Source organism: Desulfosporosinus sp. SYSU MS00001 (assembly GCF_049943955.1).
GTDB lineage: Bacteria > Bacillota > Desulfitobacteriia > Desulfitobacteriales > Desulfitobacteriaceae > Desulfosporosinus.
Map to the genome: position 1 here is coordinate 1 of NZ_JBNFTW010000006.1, position 18,848 is coordinate 18,848.

Below are 18,848 nucleotides of genomic sequence, written 5' to 3' on the forward strand. Positions count from 1 at the left end.
CTTAAGGGTCGAACAAGCCCTTGAAAAGAACGCGGAAGTCATTGGTGCCAATTGCCCCTTCTGCATTACGATGTTGGAAGACGGCATCAAGGATAAAGTTGATACCGATAAGCAAACCGTACGAGTTGTTGATCCGGCAGAGCTTATCGCTAAGATGATCAGTTAATATCTCGAGACCAATTCGAATCAATTCAGTTTAAAATTAATTAAATTTATATTGGATATCCATGAACAGTAGCAGAATTAGTACAAGCAAATATGTATCTTTAGATAAAGCAACTTATGCACTATTTTTAAGCACTTGAGTAGATCTAATTTCAAGGAGGCTGCCCATGAAAGCGTGTGAAGGGACAATTCAAAGATTTACCTCAACAGGCCAAGATAGTGGTATAAAAGAACTTCAAAATCATGAGAACGCAGATTATCAATTAATCTACAATAATCTAATTGCTAAGCATATTCAAGCTTGTGGAGAAATTCCGGAAGCAATGGACATTCAAGTCATTAACAAGATCCTTACCCTTAATGGCGAGAATATAACTCCACTCGGTCTTGTTAATGTAAGTCTAGAATATTTAGCAAGAATCCTGACCTTCGCAAAAAGGCAAGGGATTCAATGGCAGATTGATAGCCGAGAACACACTGATACTAATTTTAAGAAACTGTCTCACTTCACGGTCAAGGTCGATTGTCCTCGAGATGATTTTATGACAATGGCCAAAGGCTGTGGATACAGGTATTAGATGATAACCTGAGTTAGTGTGATCCCCCTCAAATTCTGCTTATGACTAAAGGCGTCCCATTTGGGACGCCTTTAGTTATGCGCCACAAATAGGTCTATGATCGATTCATAATTATCTCATCAGCAAAAAGTTGCTGATTGACTCAATTGAGTATTTGCTTGTGCTTTTTCAAGCAGTACTTGCAGAAGTTTCAAGATTGATCTTTTCGTTAGATTATCAGCCAGCTTACCATCCTGATCAAATTTTTTGGCTGCATTTGTTATTAAGACCTTCGGAGTTCTAACTGTTTGCGAGTGAAGCTTAAAACAAACTTGTCGAAGATGATACTGGACACGAGCTCCCCCTAACATATCTGGTGAAGCACTCATAATTGCCAATGGTTTACCGCTTAATGGCAAATCATTTCCCCTGGAAGCCCAATCCAAAGCATTTTTCAAAACCGGGGGAATGGAATAATTGTACTCGGGAGTTGATATTAGAATAGCATCTGCCTCAGCAACTTTTCTTTTAAAATCCAATACTGTTTGAGGTACACCTTCCGCCTCAACATCTTCATTAAAAAACGGGATTGGAGATAAATCCACTATTTCCAAAGTGGCCCATTCGGGAAGCAGCTCAGCTGCTGCATGTAAGGCTGCCAAATTATAGGACTTTTCTCGCAGGCTTCCAGTTAACCCAATAATCTTTATCATTTTAGTCATTAAAAGCCCTCCCCTTTTAGTATTACATAATATGTAGGCATTGTTGCAAAAGTCAGTATACTTTAAACATTCAACATTTTTGGTATATTTCCTTCTCCTTAAAAAAATAATTTTGACAATTATAAATCTTTAAAATTAAAAAGTTAAGCCGAACTTAACTTGTCTGGCTTAACTTATACGAAACATCGCCTATGTTTAACATAAGAATTAAATTGTTCTCCGCCGAATTATGAAGATATCCTTCTTTCCCAATCCATACCATGGTTATATTGTACGGATTGAGCTTTTATCTTGGATCTCGCTCGCTCTCCACTCACCCTCTCTCTAGCTCGTTTATATTTATAGCTGTGTCCCAGATCCATTGCCTCCTGGGCTTCGAATGGGGATTCGACTCTTAAAGTACTGAGATAAAAGACGAGAGATCCTATAACGGCTGAGACGATCGCTAAAACATAATAAATCGTCGCAAGATATAAATTGAAACTATCGTCAAAGGTATAAATTTGTCCTGGATTAAACATCAAGTTTCTGGAATAGGCAAATCCGTAGAACATTAAAGAAGCAATATAACAAACGACTGTAACTTTGGGCATTATTACACCTCCGCCTCAATAACTGGTCTTCGCCGATCAAGGAAGGAAATACAGCGACTACACTATTAAGAACCTAGTCATTTTTCAAGATAGCAGATTCCTTTTATTCAGGGATGTGTCTATGTATTAGATAATATATTAAGAAAATAAAGAGACCTATAATACATTACACTTTAGCACAATATACTAGTACATTTATTTGGCTTTTGTTCGAACCTATGTTCTTATTATACCTCTATCTTAAATGAATAGCAACAATTTCTATCCACGTAATCCCCACAAAACTATACTATTGATATAGATATCCTCCTATCCTCCTGTCCTTTTCTTGAAACAAAATGATTTAACGGCATAATTATTCAGTGTTGAACCTTGCTTGCTGCAAATAAAAAACAAACGTCCGAAAAACCAAACGCTTTTTTAAACCTATTGAAATTCAAATGTGCAATCAGCATGGAGTAGGACTGATCGAATAAACTTATAAAAGATGCCCACGATGAAACAATAAATCCTCAGCAAAGGAAAAAGTCTATATTTTGGGGAGAAATCCAGAGAGTATATGATATATTTTCTCCCCTCTAAAATTCACACAAAATCCTCTTCCCTTTTGTGTATTTATTTGTGTATTTATTTATTTACTCTTAAAGGTGCGCCCCCCCTATCAAAAAACCCATCAAACCTTCCGTCAGAGGGAATAAAAAAATCTTAGGCCGCTCTATCAACGTTACACACTCAATGTGTGTTTCGCCGTAAAGGTGATAATTATACTCGAAAATGTTATTTTACGCAAAGGTTAGACCCCCTTAAGAAAGGGGGGCGTTTTGGTTGCGGGATAACTACTTCTCTTGCAGCAATCGGGGTAACTACTCCATTATCCACTGTTGCTATATTATTATCACCATTCATCCAGATAAGGTCCTGGTTCGTTACATTTGTCGGTTCAATAGTTGCCTTCAGTGTTCCTGTTGATCTGCCCGCTTCTAATGTCATTGGAGACTGATCGAGGGATACACCTGTTTCTTCTATATTTTATGGTGCTACTTCATTTGATGGTACTGGTTCATTCACTACCACTTTACATATTGCTGTCTTTCCGTTTTTGGTTGTTACAGTAATTACCACTTCACCTGAAGCAATCGGGGTAACAACTCCATTGTTAACTGTTGCAATCTTATCATCACTACTTGTCCATATAGGATCCTGGTTCGTTGCATTTGTCGGTTCAATAGTTGCCTTCAGTGTTCCCGTTGGTCCGCCCGCTTCTAATGTCATTACAGACTGATCGAGCAATACACCAGTTTCTTCTATGGTCGCCGATACTTCCTTTGATGGTGCTGCTTCATTTGTTGGCACTACTTCATTTGATGGCACTAATTCATTTGATGGTACTGCCTCATTTGATGGTACTGCCCCATTTGATGGTACTGCTCCATTTGATGGTACTGCTCCATTTGATGGTACTGCTCCATTTGATGGTACTGCCTCATTTACTGTTACAGTACATGTTGCTGTCTTGCCATCTTTTGTTCTTGCAGTAATAGTTGCCTTACCCGCAGAAATCCCCTTAACAACACCTTCTTCATCAACAGTTGCTACGGAACTATCCGAAGATTGGAATGTGATATTATCTTCTGCAATTATTGTGCTTGTAGCATCCGAATCTTGAAGATTTACTAAAGTATTATGAGTTTCTCCTATATTAAGATTATATGAGGTACTATCCAAGGCAATACTCTGTACTGCATTTTCCTTCAAAGTATTTGGAATACTTAAATCAATCATAAATATGTATGAATTTTCGTAATTATCTTTACTTCTTTCTAACCATACAATCTTATTTCCTGAAATACTGGGATTTTGACATTCCCTAATAGTTGAATAAAGTATATCTAATTTTGAAGTTGAAATATCGTACATACAAATATCGTTAGTTCCATCAAATTTAATATCTAACCAAGTTACTTTATCGCCATCGAGCGAAATTTTTTCTACATTTGCACTTACATCTGCAATTTTTTTCGTAGATCCATCTAACAGATTATATAAGTATATTTCTTTTCCAACTTTATTTCCCTTAAGCCATACAATAAAATTATCGCTGATAACCGGTGATGTATGATCAGAATTATCAGTTGTCAGTTGTACTTCTTTACTTGATTTAGCTGAAGAAATTTCATTCATAGAAATATTCCAATTGCTATCTTCAGCACTTTCCTTATCCTGCCATACTACTTTATTCCCACCTATTCTTGGATTTATCTGATTAGGTGAGTTACTTCGGGATACTGTTCTTATCTTTTTGGTTTGCAGGTCATATACGCGTACATAATGATTATCTTTATAAGTATACTCCCAGGCTATTTTATCACCCGAAATTACCGGATTCGATTGGAGTATGGAAGCGCCTTGTTTTAGTGAAGTAATTGGGGTTTCAATTCCTGTAGTTATATCATAATAATAAATATCTGCAGACAACCCATTTCTATAGTCCTCCCAAACTATCTTATCTTTATTAATCATAGGATTTTTTTGGTTTTCTTTATCCGATGTGATTTGTTTTTCTTCTTTTGTCCCCAAGTCATACAAATAAATATCAGCATTTCCGCTTCTATAATCTGTCCATACTATTCTATTGCATGCTATACTTGGCGTGTCCTTAATACTATTGGCTAACGCAATAGGTCTTGCCGACACAGACTCGATTGAACCATTATCTAGAGCATAGGAAGAATTTACATAATAAGAACCCGAAATTACAAGTGAACTTATAATTATCCCTAATAACTTTTTGCTTAGATTATTAAAAATACTTTTATTCATATAATTCACCCTTTCATGATTTTAATTCAAATTAAATCTATTTGTTCGCACCCCCTAAGATTCCCGAAATTAGCAAAAGAATAAAAAACGTCTGCTTGATGTCTAATAATAAATTGTAAGTTTACTTATTCGAAACATTATTAAAAGTCATCTAAGGAAAAACTAATTCTGTTATTACTAGGAAAAATATTTAGCAGATATGTTTTAGCATAATATTTGATAATTACATTTAGTGCTGTTGCCTTAGTTTTTAAACTAGCGTCTTTTTTGATTTCGGCATTATAATTAGTATTTAAATACTCTATACTATCGTTAATAACATCATTTCTTGATTTTGTGCAAACAACAGAATTATTTGTCCAGTCATATATAATATAGCTATCGTAATTTATCTGGTATATGACTTCTGTATAATTATTCCTATTTTCCGCAATAATTTTATTTTTTTTAAAGCTGGTAGGATATCCACTATCGATACTATAGGCAAATACCCCGTTTTTTAGAAGGCTCTTATAAATTGTGCCATAGTTTCCCTTTTGTTTGATATATTGATTTATTTTCAATAAATTATGAACTGGTGAATGCCTGTAATAGTCAAATAATATACTGCCAAATAACGAATTAATTGTCCAACTAAATAAAATTAAGAATGCTATACCAATAAATGAACTCGATGTGGTGAAAAAGTTCCCACTTTTTAAGATTGCTTTATTGAACAGAGAAATTATTACCGTAGAAAGAACTATTCCTAAAGGATAATAGATCGAAGGAAAAAATTGAGCTACAGTTGGAAAAAGATCAAATGACATTAATGTAAAATAAACAAAAGTGAAAAATAGTATTATTAATACATTTAGCAATATTTTAAGCCTCATATTAGGCCCCCTTAGATAACCTGTAATGATAAGTCTACCTATTCTGATAGACTTATCATTACGTCCTTTATCAATTATTAATATAATCAATAACTTTATTAATTGTTTCAATACGATGTTGATTTTGTGAATGAAAATTATTTTGAACCCAATGGCCAAATATAGTGTCAATTGTCATAGATGTTTTATTTACTGGAACAAGCCCGGTTCTTTCTTCATCAGATGGAAATCGTATGCCAAATTGACTCTGATTGTTCACGACATTATCGCCACCAATCATCGTAAAGTCAAAAACTATATCATCACGATGACCATATTTTGCATAGAATCCCTCCGCAATACTATTTCTAAAGTTTGTGAAATTACTCGAATCCAAATTCACATCAAACGACAATGTTTTATCTTTTAGATCATCTGGTAAAAATTCGGGACCAACATCATCATAGCCGGCAATAAAATAATATTTATCGCCAGGTGAATTTTCAATTTTCGTCTGATCTGTTTGATGTGTAACCGCATAATTTCCTTTTGCGTTGTAATACCACTTCTCAGAGCTTTCAAAACCCGTGCCGCCATAAATTTTAGCTGAAGGATCAAGATCAACATCACACGGAATAAATAGAGGGGTCCATTCTGAAAGATCAGCTTCTCCACTTCCCCAATGAGGTGTGTCTATAGTAATTAGTTTATTGACATTGTCTGAACCACCTAGATTTTCAATATAGTAACGAGATACTAATCCTCCCATACTGTGTGCAATTATATTAAATTTTGCATTATGAGTAAGCTGATCATTAATTGTGGGATAAATGTAGCCAGCAAGATCGTCATCAGACATATGGTTTAATAAACTTTCAATATAACCTTTGAATTTTTCTGCATTTAAATATACCATATCCTGATTGGGGTAATTGAATGCAAATAAATTCTTATTAGGTTTATAACCTTTCCATTCTAATTCATAGCCAATATTCTCTTGTAACGTTTTGCTCCCATCACTATTAACTATATTGGTTATTTCTTGTGCCTTATAATCTGTAAATGACCAAGTTCCCGAAGAGTCTAAATCACTTCCATATTCGTTATTTAAATTATGTCCATATGCGTACAGATTGGTTTGTACTCCGAAACATGCGTAAGTGTTATCAGTTCTTCCGTGCAATAGCATAACCGGTGTTTTGAATGGTATTAATGGATTTAGATCTTTACTATCATTATATCCGTCTCCATCTGTATCAGCATTGGCTGGGTTGGATTTAAATGAATAAACCTTAATAGTGGTTGGGTCTGGTAAGAAAGGCATGTCTATTACTAGATCTGTCGGTTCACATGTTAAAAGTTCTTGAGAATCTGGTATCCCATCACTATCCGAATCAGTTGATAAATCTGTCGCTTCCGGAGCTTTGAGCAATTTGACGTTTTCCAAGTTTGCTAAGCAGATCCAGTATCCATCATTTACAGTACTAGCGATTTTATCTTTTAATGTATCCAGCAAATCCGAAAAGTCGCTATAAATATCTCCGAAAATACCATTTGTATCAATATATAAGTTCTCATAATCTGCTTGATCATATGGATCACCAATTACCGATACTATGATATTATCAGACTTAAGCTTAGAAATTTCTTCATCCATTGATGGGATTCCAAAGTTATTATTCACTTTATAGTTAGCATCTGTTACAAGAATAATAAACTTTGTGGCATTTGTTCTAAAGCTCATTTGTCTGGTAGTCTCCAATGCATCAACTGCACATTCAGGGGTATCTCCGCCTCCGGAAGCTCCAAGTTTACTTAATTCATCTTTAAATTTATCAACATCCGTATACCACTCATCTTTAACATCTTTGTGAACTTTAGTAGAATCAAGACCGTCGCATGTAATGTCTTTATAATCCACCAATCCTAAATGTAGAGATACTTTGGCGCTATTTAAGTTCGTAACAAAACTTGCTATATTATTTTTAACATTTTCAATATTATCTCCCATAGAACCTGTTGTATCTACGCAAAATACTATATCAGCCTGACCGTTGACCGTACCATCATTACTACCCATGTCAGCAAATATCTTTTTTACGTTTATAACCATATACCTGCTAAAATGGGTTACTTCTGCAGAAAGTGAATTGTTTATGGGATCAATTGTCGTTTTTACTTGGTTCATTTTCCCTTCATCATCAAGCCAGAATATACTGTAATTGTTTATATAAGAATCTGACAGTTGATTTTTATCTAGAGTAAATGTAATAGTAGCATGGTCAAATTTCTTATCAAAATGTACGTCAATTGGATGTCCAACGATTGCACGATTATTAACTAACAACGGATCGTTAATATCATCATTTACGATAATGTCATTATTAATATCTCCTGCAGATGTAATTGAAATATCCGGTTTAACAGGATTATCGTCAGTTAATAGGCCTACAGAATAACGACTTAAATCTACTTTTTGCGTAGTTTTTTCTAAAGAGTCAATGGTACCATTACCATCAGTATCTTGCATTAGCGGATCAAAGCCTAGTTTGATTTCGCTACCGTCACTTAGTTGGTCACCATCAGTATCTGTCATGAGCGGATTGGTTTTATACACATTGATTTCATCATTATCACTTAATCCATCACCATCAGTATCTGATTTAAATGGGTTAGTGTTATTTAAATACTCATTTAGATTATTTAATCCATCACTATCAAAATCTTCTAATGCATCACTAGTTCCATTATCATTGCTGTCAGTTTTAGTTGGATCCGTACCTAAAACTGACACTTCATAGCCATCCGGTAGTCCATCATTGTCAGTATCCGGATTATTAGGATCAGAGGCGATTTTTTTCTCATAATCGTCAGGCAACCCATCATTATCGCTATCTGTCTGGCCTGCTGATACTATACCATCTATAACAAAACTACTAACCTCATTGGACTCTACTATTGAATTGTCATTTTTTATTGCCTGTAACTTATATTTATATACCCCTGAAGCATTCAATTGTATGTCTTTGTAAGAATTCTCAACAATATTACCGGCAATTGCTGAATAAGTGCTGCTATTTATTTTTCTTAAAACAGTATATTCCTTATAACAATCGACCTTATCCCAGCTTAGTAAAATGGATCCTCCTGATTCACTTATTGAAAGAAATGGGTTGTTTGAAGTTGGGGATGTGCTGCCTCCATAACCACCACTGCTAACACTTAATACTGTAATTTTTCTGGAAATTGTCTTCGTTACATCACCAATTTGGGCTTCAACAGTAACAGTATAGTCTCCAGCTGTATTTGGTAAAGTCCAAGTATTTGTTGCCCCACTCTTATTAGCTAATGTACCTCCAGTTGCAGACCAGGCAAATGTAACATCACTTTTGTTCGATTTAACTTCTAACGATACTTGTGTGCTCGGATTAAAATTTGATAGGGAGGATTGTGAATTATTTACCCAATTTAGAGTTAATGAATTACTATTAATATTTTTTAACGAATTGACTATATCATCCGAAACTACAGCTTTACCTCCCAGAATATAAACAGTACTAATATTATCTTTAATGGTGCATAAATAGTTTGATACATTGGAAGGTATATTTGTATCAACCAAAAGTAACGAACTGTTAGCCTGAGCTGCCATAACACCACCTGCTAAAGCATCAGGAAAATTAAGTCCTGTGGCTAAGAATAAGTGATTATTATCTGTTTTTAAACCTTGAGCTACAGCTATTGCTGTCTCGTATCGATCATTACCCCAATAACGAGTTGGATTCATATTGTATTCTTTCAAACTTTCTTCTAACCTTTCAGAGATAACCGCCTTTCCGCCAATTATATAAGTAGAAGTTACATTCAAATCTTGTAATGCTTTTAAAGTCTCTGTAGGTAATTCATTTGTTTCTGTTAGAAGGATGGGCACATCATTGTAAGCCGCCCAACTGGATACAGCTAAAGCATCTGGGAAATTTTCTCCGTAGGCTAATACTGCTTTTCCATTGCTGAAGCCTAGTTCCTGAGCTATTAATGACGCGGTGTCGTACCGATCTACTCCACCTAGTCTTTTCACATCACGACCTTTATCCTTTAATTCACTTTCTACCGTTTCGGGTATTACTACTGGCCCCCCTAAAATGTAAATCTTTTGAGGGTTAAGTCGGATAATTTCCGCCTCAGTATCCTTATTTAAACTAGTTCCATCTGTTAACAACAACGGCGCGTTGAGCTTATGCGCAAGAGGAACCCCTGCTAACGCATCTGGAAAATCATTTCCTCTTGCCAGTATTACTGTTCCTGATCCTTGAGGATACATTTGCTTTGATATTGCAATTGCTGTTTGATACCGATCATTGCCTGCTATCCTTTCAATTTTAGTTTCTTTTGTTACCGCTACATTCTTTCCATCATTTTGAACTTGATCTGCAAAAGCAGGCGAAATTGTCCACGGAATCATCAAAATGCACAAAACAACAGCGATAATTTGTTGAAAAGAACCATGAATCCCACCCTTTTTTTTAAATGTTTTACTCTTTTTTAGTACCATTCCTCTCATCCTTTCTTCTCTTGAATATCTCATTGTTTTGAGTTTTCTACTATCCAATTAATTTGAACGCAAAAAAATAAGACCGCCTAATTTAGCAGTCGAACTATCATAGCACCCAACAGTACCGTAGACTTCCAACTTTGCGTCCCAACTTTTCAGTTGGTTTGCCCAGGTTCACAGTTATTTAAATGTTCACAATTTACTCACAATCTAGGTATAACTATAATATTTAATAGCGAACATTGTCTACCATTTTTATCCAACATGTTTTTCTGAATAAATCCAATTTATTGAATTTTGAGCATGTTTCTGCACACTTTTTGTTTCTTTCGACTGCGAAATTTTTCAATTATATTAAATTAACCACAGGTCATAACTAAACCTCAAGGTATCCATTGTATGTAATCAGATCATAAAGAGCCGCGGTCAGTCCCTAAAGCATTTGAAAAAATAATTAATTTTAGGATAAATAACGCGATACGTTATTGGTTAACACCACTCCGCAAAGGTCGCGTTGGCACCAAAAACCGAAAAAGCCCCTCACAACGATTCGTAGATGATTCTGTCAATGTAGATCCCTTAAATCACAATATTGATATTCCGGTGCTTGCTCGCATTCAATTCCATGAGTGCCGACATAAAAGCCGCTCAAAAACTTGAATCTTTATTTCAACGCAAAAAGAGCATAAAAAGAACAGGCTTGAATGCCTGTTTTTCTTTCCTCCATAGGTATTGTTAAGTTTATTGGGGATTCTTTTGGTCATACGTCCCAAAATGTCCCCAAACGCCAGTTTAATACATTAACTGTATAAATCAAAAACCCGCAATTGCTTGCGGGAGTAAAGCCTATTTGGTGCGCCACCGCGGGATCGAACCGCGGACCTGCCGATTAAGAGTCGGATGCTCTACCAGCTGAGCTAGTGGCGCAATAACAACAATAATTAGTATACTCATGTTCCTAATGATAGTCAAGCTTTTTTTTAAAACTAGTTTTGTTTATCCCATACCTACCCTTTTCAATCCGCTTTCGCTTTATCTTAGCAATGCTCAGGGTCACTTGCGATATTTAAGATCGCCTGGGCATAAACTTTGGTCGTTAACAGCACGTTATTGATAGAAATATATTCATCAGCACAATGTATCACTTCAGGTTCACCTGGGAAAACAGGACCAAAAGCCACGCCCTGAGGGAGCGCTTTAGCATACGTTCCTCCGCCAATAGCAAAAGCGTATGGTTCGAGACCAGTTACATCTGCATAGGCTTTCAACAGTGATTTCACTAGTTCACTATCCTTGGGAACATGATGAGCTTTTTGATGGCTAAGAATTTCTAAAGTAAATCCCTCACCCCGAATAATTTTTTCGATCGGCTGCAAAACATCTTCTTGCTTGTATGTTACAGGATAGCGAATATCAAGAACAAAGCGCAGGTGATCCGAAGCCAATTCAAAGATTCCCAGGTTAAGAGATAATTGACCAGAGGGTTCGTCTCTGAAAGCAATGCCAAATCCTTCTCCGAAGAAGCCTTTTCCCGGATACATTAACATGAACTCAAGAATTTGTTGCTCCGCAGAAGTTAGAGGCAATTGCTGCAAATATTTCATGGCAAAGATAACGGCATTCTTTCCTTTCTCCGGAAGACTGCCATGAGCTCCTATCCCTTTAAAACTAATTATGATCTCCGAAGTTTCCTTTTGATTCTTGATTTCAGCCCCCACTCCCTCAGGGAAAACGAAGGAATTCAAGGACTGAACGATCAACTCATGATCAAGCCCTCGCAAAATAACTCCACAAAGGTCGGGAACAATATTTGCTCGTTCTCCCCCACGAATACTGACAAGATGCGGTAAAGAAGCCTCAAAGGCCTTTTTTAATTCCAGATGAAGAATTCCCTTTTCGGCGTGAATCAGAGGAAATTCAGCGTCCGGTGCAAAACCAATATAGGGAACCTCTTCTTTTTTCAAATAGTAATCCATATCTGCCCAACCTGATTCCTCATCCGTACCTAAAATTAAACGAACTCGCTTATTCAAAGGGATATTAGCATCTTTAATAGCCTTCATAGCAAATAGAGCTGCTAAAGTCGGCCCTTTATCATCCAGAGCGCCACGCCCGTAGATTTTTCCATCAACGATGGCTGCACTGTAAGGTGGAACCGACCAACCATCCCCTTCCGGTACAACGTCTAAATGTCCCAATATTCCTAAGAGATCTCCACTACCCATTTCAATATGACCCGCATATCCATCAACATTTTTAACTTCAAAGCCAAGTTCCTTTCCCAATTTCAAAGTCCAATCCAAGGCTTCTTGAATTCCAGGTCCAAAAGGAGATCCTGGGGCTGCATGAGCTGCATCCTTTACGCTCTTAATTTGAATACAATCCCGAATCGCTGAAATTATGTCTTCTTTCATTGTTTCAATTTGATGATCAAGACGCATGATTTACCATTCCTCCGTGTTTTTGCTTATTTCTCAACCATATCCTATCATACCTAAGGACACAGTTAAAATTGAAACTTAGGATGTCTTCTGGAAAAAACTAGGGCTTTAAAGGCGAAAACTTGATTTCAATTATTGTCCCTTTGTTTACTATATTGCCGGCCTGAGGATTTTGTTGAATCACGAGACCGCTCCCGGTAAAATTGAAATGCAGCCCGGATTTTGCCAGTTCATCCCCAGCTTCACGTATTGTCATTCCTGTTAAATCCGGAATAATAACTTCTCCGTTCCCCGGTGATCGTTTGGGAATTATCGGTTTTGGCAAAGGCCGGATCGGAGAATCATCCGCTGTAAAAGGTATGATGCTTGGGGTATTCTGGGCTGCAGGAATACCGTAATATTGAAGTACACCTTCAATTATTGCCTTTGCCGGAGGGCCTCCTAAAGTTCCGCCTTGATGCCCTTCCTCACCTTTTGGAGTATCAATAATAACCAAGACTGCGATTTTGGGATTCTCGGCAGGAGCAAAGGCAACAAATGAAGCTATGAAGTCTGTTGCAGAATATCCCCCGGTACTGGGATCTACTTTTTGCGCTGTTCCGGTTTTACCTGCAACCCTAATCCCGGGAATTTGAGCGAGGTGGCCAGTTCCAGCAGTTACAACTTGTTCAAGAATATTCGTCATTTGTGTCGCCGTTGTCCGAGATACCACTTGGCGTATGGGAATTGGCTTTTGCTGTTGAATTACTTCTCCCTCGGGTGTTTTAACGGCATCTACGATATACGGACGATATAAGGTTCCTCCATTGGCAACAGCCGATATTGCAGTTAATAATTGAATAGGTGTCACTAAATTAGCTTGTCCAAAAGACATAGTTGCCAATTCCAAATCTCGCACATTCTCTCGAGGAACAAGCAAACCACGTTCCTCACCTGATACATCAATTCCGGTTTTTGAGCCAAAGCCAAAGGCCTTTAAATATGTATAGAAAGTACTTTTGCTTAGTTTTAGTCCAACCTGAGCTAAGACAACATTCGAGGACAATTGCATGCCTTCAGTAAGGGTAGGATTACCATGTGGTTTTTGATCAGAATCCCAGTTCGTGATTAAACGAGGGCCTACTCGCAAATATCCCGGATCAGGAAATGTCTCATCTGTAGATATAACGCCTTCTTCTAAAGCACTGCAGCCGGTGATAATTTTAAATGTGGAACCTGGTTCATAAGACATACTAATCGCCAGGTTTCGTCGTTCTTCCGGCGATGACGTAAGGTAATTTGTAGGATCGAAGGTCGGACGTGAACCTAAGCCTAAAATACGACCGCTCATTGGATCCATGGCTAAAATCGTCACTCTGTCAGCCTTTGTACTTTGCTGCAAATGATCTAATTGTTGTTCGATCAAATATTGAATTGTTGAGTCTAAGGTAAGAACTAAACAATTGCCCGGACGAGAAGGATTATTTTGGTCAATTGTCTCAATGATAGAACGTGCTCGAGTGTCCTGCTCCAAAGACTGAAAACCAGGCATGCCAAATAAAACTTTATCATAATAAGACTCAATACCTTCGGCGCCATGTCCCCCCAAATTAACGATTCCTAGAGCTGAAGCGGCTAAGCTTCCCATGGGATAAACTCGTTTTTCTTCTTCATTCATTCCGACTCCTGGAATTTTCAAAGCCATAACTTGATTAGCTTTCTGTAGATCCACTTGATGAGCGAGGCTAACCCACGATAATTTTTTATTAAGTTTATCAAGAATGTTTTCGGCATTAAGATCTAAGATTTCCGCAAGCTCTTGAGCCACTTGTTCTTTGGTATTGCTGAATTTCTTCTGAGCTATTAGGTTCCTTAGAGTATTCGGATCTGCATAGATTTCTTTAACAGGAACGCTCTGGGCTAAAACGTTCCCCTGAGCATCATAAATTGAACCACGTTTAGGCTGAAGACGTTTATCTGCAGTTCTGCGTTCAATTCCTTTAGCTTGTAGATCGGATGCTTGTATAACTTGAAGAACAAGCAGTCTCCCTACAACCAAGACGATTAGAAGAAAAATTCCGGCATATACCCAATAATCTCGTGAAAAATAATGTCTAACATTTTTCTTCCCTTTCACCAAAAATGCTCCATCCTCCTCAACTATCTATAACCGCAATGGATATGCACTCATTATCTAAAATAACATAAGCTATATAAAACTGAAAGGAGTTATTACTATGAATAGCCCTCAAGAAATTGCAACCCGAATCACCGAGGCTTGGTTAAATGCCTTTGCCACAATAACTAAAGAATTAGGTCATGTCGACCAACATATTCCTACTCCCCAAGAAGTGAGTGAATTCTTTACTGAGATTCATCGAACCGCCCAAAAGACGAATACATAGGAATTGATTACTAACATCAAAGAGCTTACGCTTTCTTAACTAACGATGGCAATTAATTAAAGCCACCTCGCTAAGAAACCGCAAGCTCTTGATAATAGTTTGTCCTTAGATGGGTGGAAACTATGCTTGTAAGAAAGAGGTATTTTTATGAAAGTTTGGTACTCTTAGGTTGCGCGAAGGTTTTCCAGGAGAAAATGAGACCCATTAACATTCCAGTAAAAAGTCCTCCTAAATGCGCAAAATTATCAATTCCCGGCTGCCAAAAGCCAAAGCCAAGGTTTACCAAAATAACAATCACAAGGTTCATTCCCAGACCGGATTTCCACAGATACGGTCGTTTGTAAATAAAAAGCAACTGGGCTCCTAAGAGGCCCATAATTGCCCCTGAAGCGCCCGCCGAAAGAGCCGGCGAAAACAAAAAGCTCGCTAATGATCCTCCCAGACCGCTTAACATATAAATTGCAAAATACTTTCCATGCCCATAACTTTGTTCCGTCACAGGCCCTAATGCCCATAAAGCATATAAATTGAAAGCTAGATGCAGGATGCCAATATGAATAAACATCGAGGTCAATAAGCGCCACACTTGACCCGCTTGAATTAGAGAATTAACTTTAGCGCCGAAGGTGATTAAGACATCTGGATTTGTTGACCCACCTGCTAAAGTCAGAAGCAAAAAAACTATGACATTAACTCCCAACAGAACATAAGTAAAATAAGGCGTCGATAGCTTTGGAGATTGAGGTTCAACATTCAGCGTAATTGGAGTTCCGCTGGCAATTTGCTGCAACATATTGGGAATATCCCGCTTTTTCGTCGGTGGAAAAGGAAATAGATTCCCCATTTCCAGATCCCAATACCATAATTGGATACCCGGAAAACGATGTTTCTTTAACTGCGCTGAATCAAACCCTGTGGGACAAAAAACAATTGCGTCCCAGAGTGGAATATTAAATTCAGAGATCTTAATCATTATATCATCGGGCATCTCATTTATATATCCAAAGATAAGACCTCGCGGCTGAGAGTCAGAGACAGCACAAAACCAGTTTCCCGCTAGAGTGCCTACATTCCAGCCTGACCGTTTTAAACTATCAATAATTTTTTCAACCATACTATCTCCTTAGGTTTTATACTTCTCCAATTACCCCCCGAAGCAGACTTAGAATGCCATAATCATTTTTACCTGACCCATAACCCACATTCTGAATAACCATTTCCGGGAAATCACTCTGTTGAGCTAAAGCCTTCATGAGAGATGCTCCTGTTGGTGTAATAAGTTCACCCGTAATGCCAGATTCTCTGAATTTAAAGCCCCTTAGCAGCATCAGAGTCGCAGGGGCCGGCAGAGGCAGCGTTCCATGAGCACATTGAACAAAGCCTTTTGACCAAGGAAGAGTAGGAACACGAATTTCCTCAATGTCTAAAAGATCAAGAGCGATGCAGGTCCCAACGATATCGACAAGAGAGTCCACTGCCCCTACTTCATGAAAGTGAACTTTATCGAGAGTTGTCCCATGAACTCTGGCTTCTGCTTCAGCTAAAACATCAAACACTCGTAAAGCGTTTTTTTGAGAACGTTCGGATAAAGAACCTGACAAGATCATGTTCTGAATATCCGGAAGAAACCGATTATGATTGTGGTCATGAGTATGATCATGTTTATGGCAATGATCATGTTCGGGGCTATGATCGTGTTCGTGTTCGTGATTGTGATTGTGATCATGTTCGTTTTCATGACTATGATCGCTTTCGTGTTGGAGCTCGTTTAGTATTACAACATCGATGTCTGTCGCTTGAATGCCTTGAACTTGACGCGAACGGACATCCAGTCGAAATTCGTTCAAACCTATAGAATGTAATTGTTCAATAATCTTCTCCGGGTCCGCACCTAAGGCTATTAAAGACCCCAAAGCCATATCTCCGCTAATACCTGCAAATGTATCCCAAAAAAGAATTTTCAAATTGAGGCTCCTCTCAATGATTTTTGTTTACTCTGCGAATAATTGTTGACGCTAAAGAAGCCGCCCCAAAACCATTATCAATATTTACAACGCCTACTCCTGAAGCACAGCTGTTCAGCATGCTGAGTAATGCTGCCAGCCCTTGAAAATGAGCACCATACCCAACACTTGTCGGCACGGCTATCACCGGCTGCTCGACTAAACCGCCGACAACACTCGCTAAAGCACCTTCCATTCCTGCCACAACAATCAAGACATCTGCACTATCCATAGTCTCTCGTTGAGCAAGAAGGCGATGAAGCCCCGCAACACCAACATCAAAAATTGTTTCTACGTCATGACCCATATAACGGGCTGTAAGCCAAGCCTCCCGAGCTACAGGCAAATCAGCTGTACCGGCAGTCATGATAAGAATTTTTCCTGGAATTGTTGGCTCTTCCAAGGGCAGCAACAGGAGGCAGCGTGCCAGTGAATCATACTGAGCATCGGGGAAATGATGCAGTATTATATCAGCATGTTCAGGGATAAGCCGAGTTGCCAGGACATTCCGAGATTTAGCGCCTAAATGTTTCAAGATGGAAACAATTTGCTCAGGCTGCTTCCCTTGACAAAAGACAACTTCAGATTGTCCTGTTCTTAATGCTCGATGATGATCTAAGCGGGCAAACCCTAGATCCTCAAAGGGCAATTCCTTCAATTGGTTTAAAGCCTGCTCTGGGGTACAATTTCCTGATTTAACAGCTTCGAGGAGAGTTTTAAGGGTTTCCTCATCCATTTAGTTCCCCTCCTTCTGGTTATGATTTAAACTACCCGAACGAAGTCCTTCTAAATCTAGCGTTACAAATTTAAAACCTAACGTTTTAATGGCTTCTGTAATTTCAGTATAATGTTGGAAAAAAGACGCAAATTCTGGGGTCGGAATCTCAATACGCCCTATGTCTTTATGTGCCCTTACGCGACATTCGTCAAAGCCAAAGCTGACTAGAATAGCCTCAGCCTGAGCAATTCTAGATAATAATTCAACGGATATGGCATCACCGTAAGGAACTCTTGAAGCAAGGCAGGCCATTGATGGCTTGTCCCAAGTCAGTAAATTCCGTCGCCGAGATAAAGCCCGGATCTCTTCCTTAGTAAGACCAACCGCCAGCAAGGGGCTTTTAATCTTTAATTCTTTTAGAGCCTTTCTTCCAGGACGATAATCTTGGTCATCGGAAGCATTCGTTCCTTCAATTAAGTTAGAATATCCTAATTGTTTGCTTAGCGACAGGAATGTCTCAAATAATTCTTTTTTACAAAAGTAACATCGGTCCGGTGGATTATCTCGAAACGGTTGTAACTCCATAATGTCAATATCAATCACTTCGATAGGGAAGTGGTATGTTTGAGCTAACAATAGAGCGGAGTTCTGCTCTTCGCCGGAAATCATCGGGCCACGTGCAAAAACTGCTTTACAGTTTTGCCCTAAAGCCTCCTGGGTTATAGCCATGAGATAAGTAGAATCGACACCGCCCGAAAAGGCTACAAGGACGTTTTTATAGGATTTTATCAGGCTAATAAGCTTGGTTTCTTTGTTTAAAGTTTCTTTGTTGAGTGTTACTTCCATGGTTATACTCCCTTCCACTCTATTCTACCGATCGTTTAAATGACTGTCAAAGAAACTTTGAAGAAGCAAAATCTGCAAATTAAAAGGACGTTTTTGGTGGGAACCACTCCCACATGTAGAAGGGGGGATTTTCAGTTGGATAAAAATCCTGGTAAAAAAGAACAGGGGTTAACCTCCCTGCTCTTGAACCAAA

Annotated in this window: 13 protein-coding genes, 1 tRNA gene and 1 riboswitch; of the genes, 2 read left to right on the plus strand and 12 right to left on the minus strand. The window is 38.1% G+C overall.

The genetic code is table 11. The features are described 5' to 3' along the window. The first annotated feature begins 332 nt into the window (after positions 1–332). Entirely contained in the window at positions 333–743 is a 411-nt protein-coding gene (locus tag ACPUYX_RS11955; protein ID WP_426379894.1) for a hypothetical protein, read from the plus strand. A gap of 119 nt (positions 744–862) precedes the next feature. Here ACPUYX_RS11955 and ACPUYX_RS11960 read toward each other — a convergent pair whose 3' ends face one another. From ACPUYX_RS11960 to ACPUYX_RS11995, 8 genes are all read right to left on the minus strand, one after another. Continuing rightward, on the minus strand, positions 863–1,444 hold the full coding sequence (locus ACPUYX_RS11960; protein ID WP_426379895.1) for an NADPH-dependent FMN reductase: 582 nt from the start codon (positions 1,442–1,444) through the stop codon (positions 863–865). Between the two features lie 227 nt (positions 1,445–1,671). Next, entirely contained in the window at positions 1,672–2,037 is a 366-nt protein-coding gene (locus ACPUYX_RS11965; RefSeq protein WP_426379896.1) for a hypothetical protein, read from the minus strand. A gap of 1,029 nt (positions 2,038–3,066) precedes the next feature. Then, positions 3,067–4,857: an Ig-like domain-containing protein gene (locus ACPUYX_RS11970; RefSeq protein WP_426379897.1), complete on the minus strand. Its 1,791-nt coding sequence runs from the start codon at positions 4,855–4,857 to the stop codon at positions 3,067–3,069. Positions 4,858–4,997: 140 nt separating this feature from the next. Beyond that, positions 4,998–5,732, minus strand: coding sequence for a hypothetical protein (locus ACPUYX_RS11975; RefSeq protein ID WP_426379898.1), 735 nt, complete (start codon positions 5,730–5,732; stop codon positions 4,998–5,000). A gap of 70 nt (positions 5,733–5,802) precedes the next feature. Beyond that, positions 5,803–10,272 (minus strand): alpha/beta fold hydrolase, encoded by a 4,470-nt coding sequence (locus tag ACPUYX_RS11980; protein ID WP_426379899.1) that lies wholly within the window; start codon positions 10,270–10,272, stop codon positions 5,803–5,805. An 81-nt stretch (positions 10,273–10,353) separates the two neighbouring features. Continuing rightward, positions 10,354–10,442, minus strand: a riboswitch (cyclic di-GMP riboswitch). A gap of 672 nt (positions 10,443–11,114) precedes the next feature. Then, a tRNA-Lys gene (locus tag ACPUYX_RS11985) sits at positions 11,115–11,190 on the minus strand. Positions 11,191–11,300: 110 nt separating this feature from the next. Further along, positions 11,301–12,704 (minus strand): dipeptidase PepV, encoded by a 1,404-nt coding sequence (pepV, locus tag ACPUYX_RS11990; protein WP_426379900.1) that lies wholly within the window; start codon positions 12,702–12,704, stop codon positions 11,301–11,303. A 100-nt stretch (positions 12,705–12,804) separates the two neighbouring features. Beyond that, the gene (locus ACPUYX_RS11995) at positions 12,805–14,820 is read right to left on the minus strand and encodes a penicillin-binding protein (protein ID WP_426379901.1); all 2,016 of its coding nucleotides are present in this window, start codon (positions 14,818–14,820) and stop codon (positions 12,805–12,807) included. Positions 14,821–14,920: 100 nt separating this feature from the next. Between ACPUYX_RS11995 and ACPUYX_RS12000 the strand changes: the two genes are divergently transcribed. Then, positions 14,921–15,088, plus strand: coding sequence for a hypothetical protein (locus tag ACPUYX_RS12000; RefSeq protein WP_426379902.1), 168 nt, complete (start codon positions 14,921–14,923; stop codon positions 15,086–15,088). A gap of 145 nt (positions 15,089–15,233) precedes the next feature. On the opposite strand, the gene ACPUYX_RS12005 is transcribed toward ACPUYX_RS12000, so the two are convergent. From ACPUYX_RS12005 to larE, 4 genes are read right to left on the minus strand one after another with little or no spacing between them, the layout of a single operon-like run. Beyond that, the gene (locus ACPUYX_RS12005) at positions 15,234–16,202 is read right to left on the minus strand and encodes a rhomboid family intramembrane serine protease (protein ID WP_426379903.1); all 969 of its coding nucleotides are present in this window, start codon (positions 16,200–16,202) and stop codon (positions 15,234–15,236) included. Positions 16,203–16,218: 16 nt separating this feature from the next. Then, positions 16,219–17,052 (minus strand): LarC family nickel insertion protein, encoded by an 834-nt coding sequence (locus ACPUYX_RS12010; RefSeq protein ID WP_426379904.1) that lies wholly within the window; start codon positions 17,050–17,052, stop codon positions 16,219–16,221. 13 nt (positions 17,053–17,065) lie between these two features. Continuing rightward, positions 17,066–17,827, minus strand: coding sequence for a nickel pincer cofactor biosynthesis protein LarB (gene larB / locus ACPUYX_RS12015; RefSeq protein ID WP_426379905.1), 762 nt, complete (start codon positions 17,825–17,827; stop codon positions 17,066–17,068). Then, complete coding sequence (larE, locus tag ACPUYX_RS12020; protein WP_426379906.1) at positions 17,828–18,655, minus strand: ATP-dependent sacrificial sulfur transferase LarE; 828 nt, start codon at positions 18,653–18,655, stop codon at positions 17,828–17,830. Positions 18,656–18,848 lie beyond the last annotated feature (193 nt).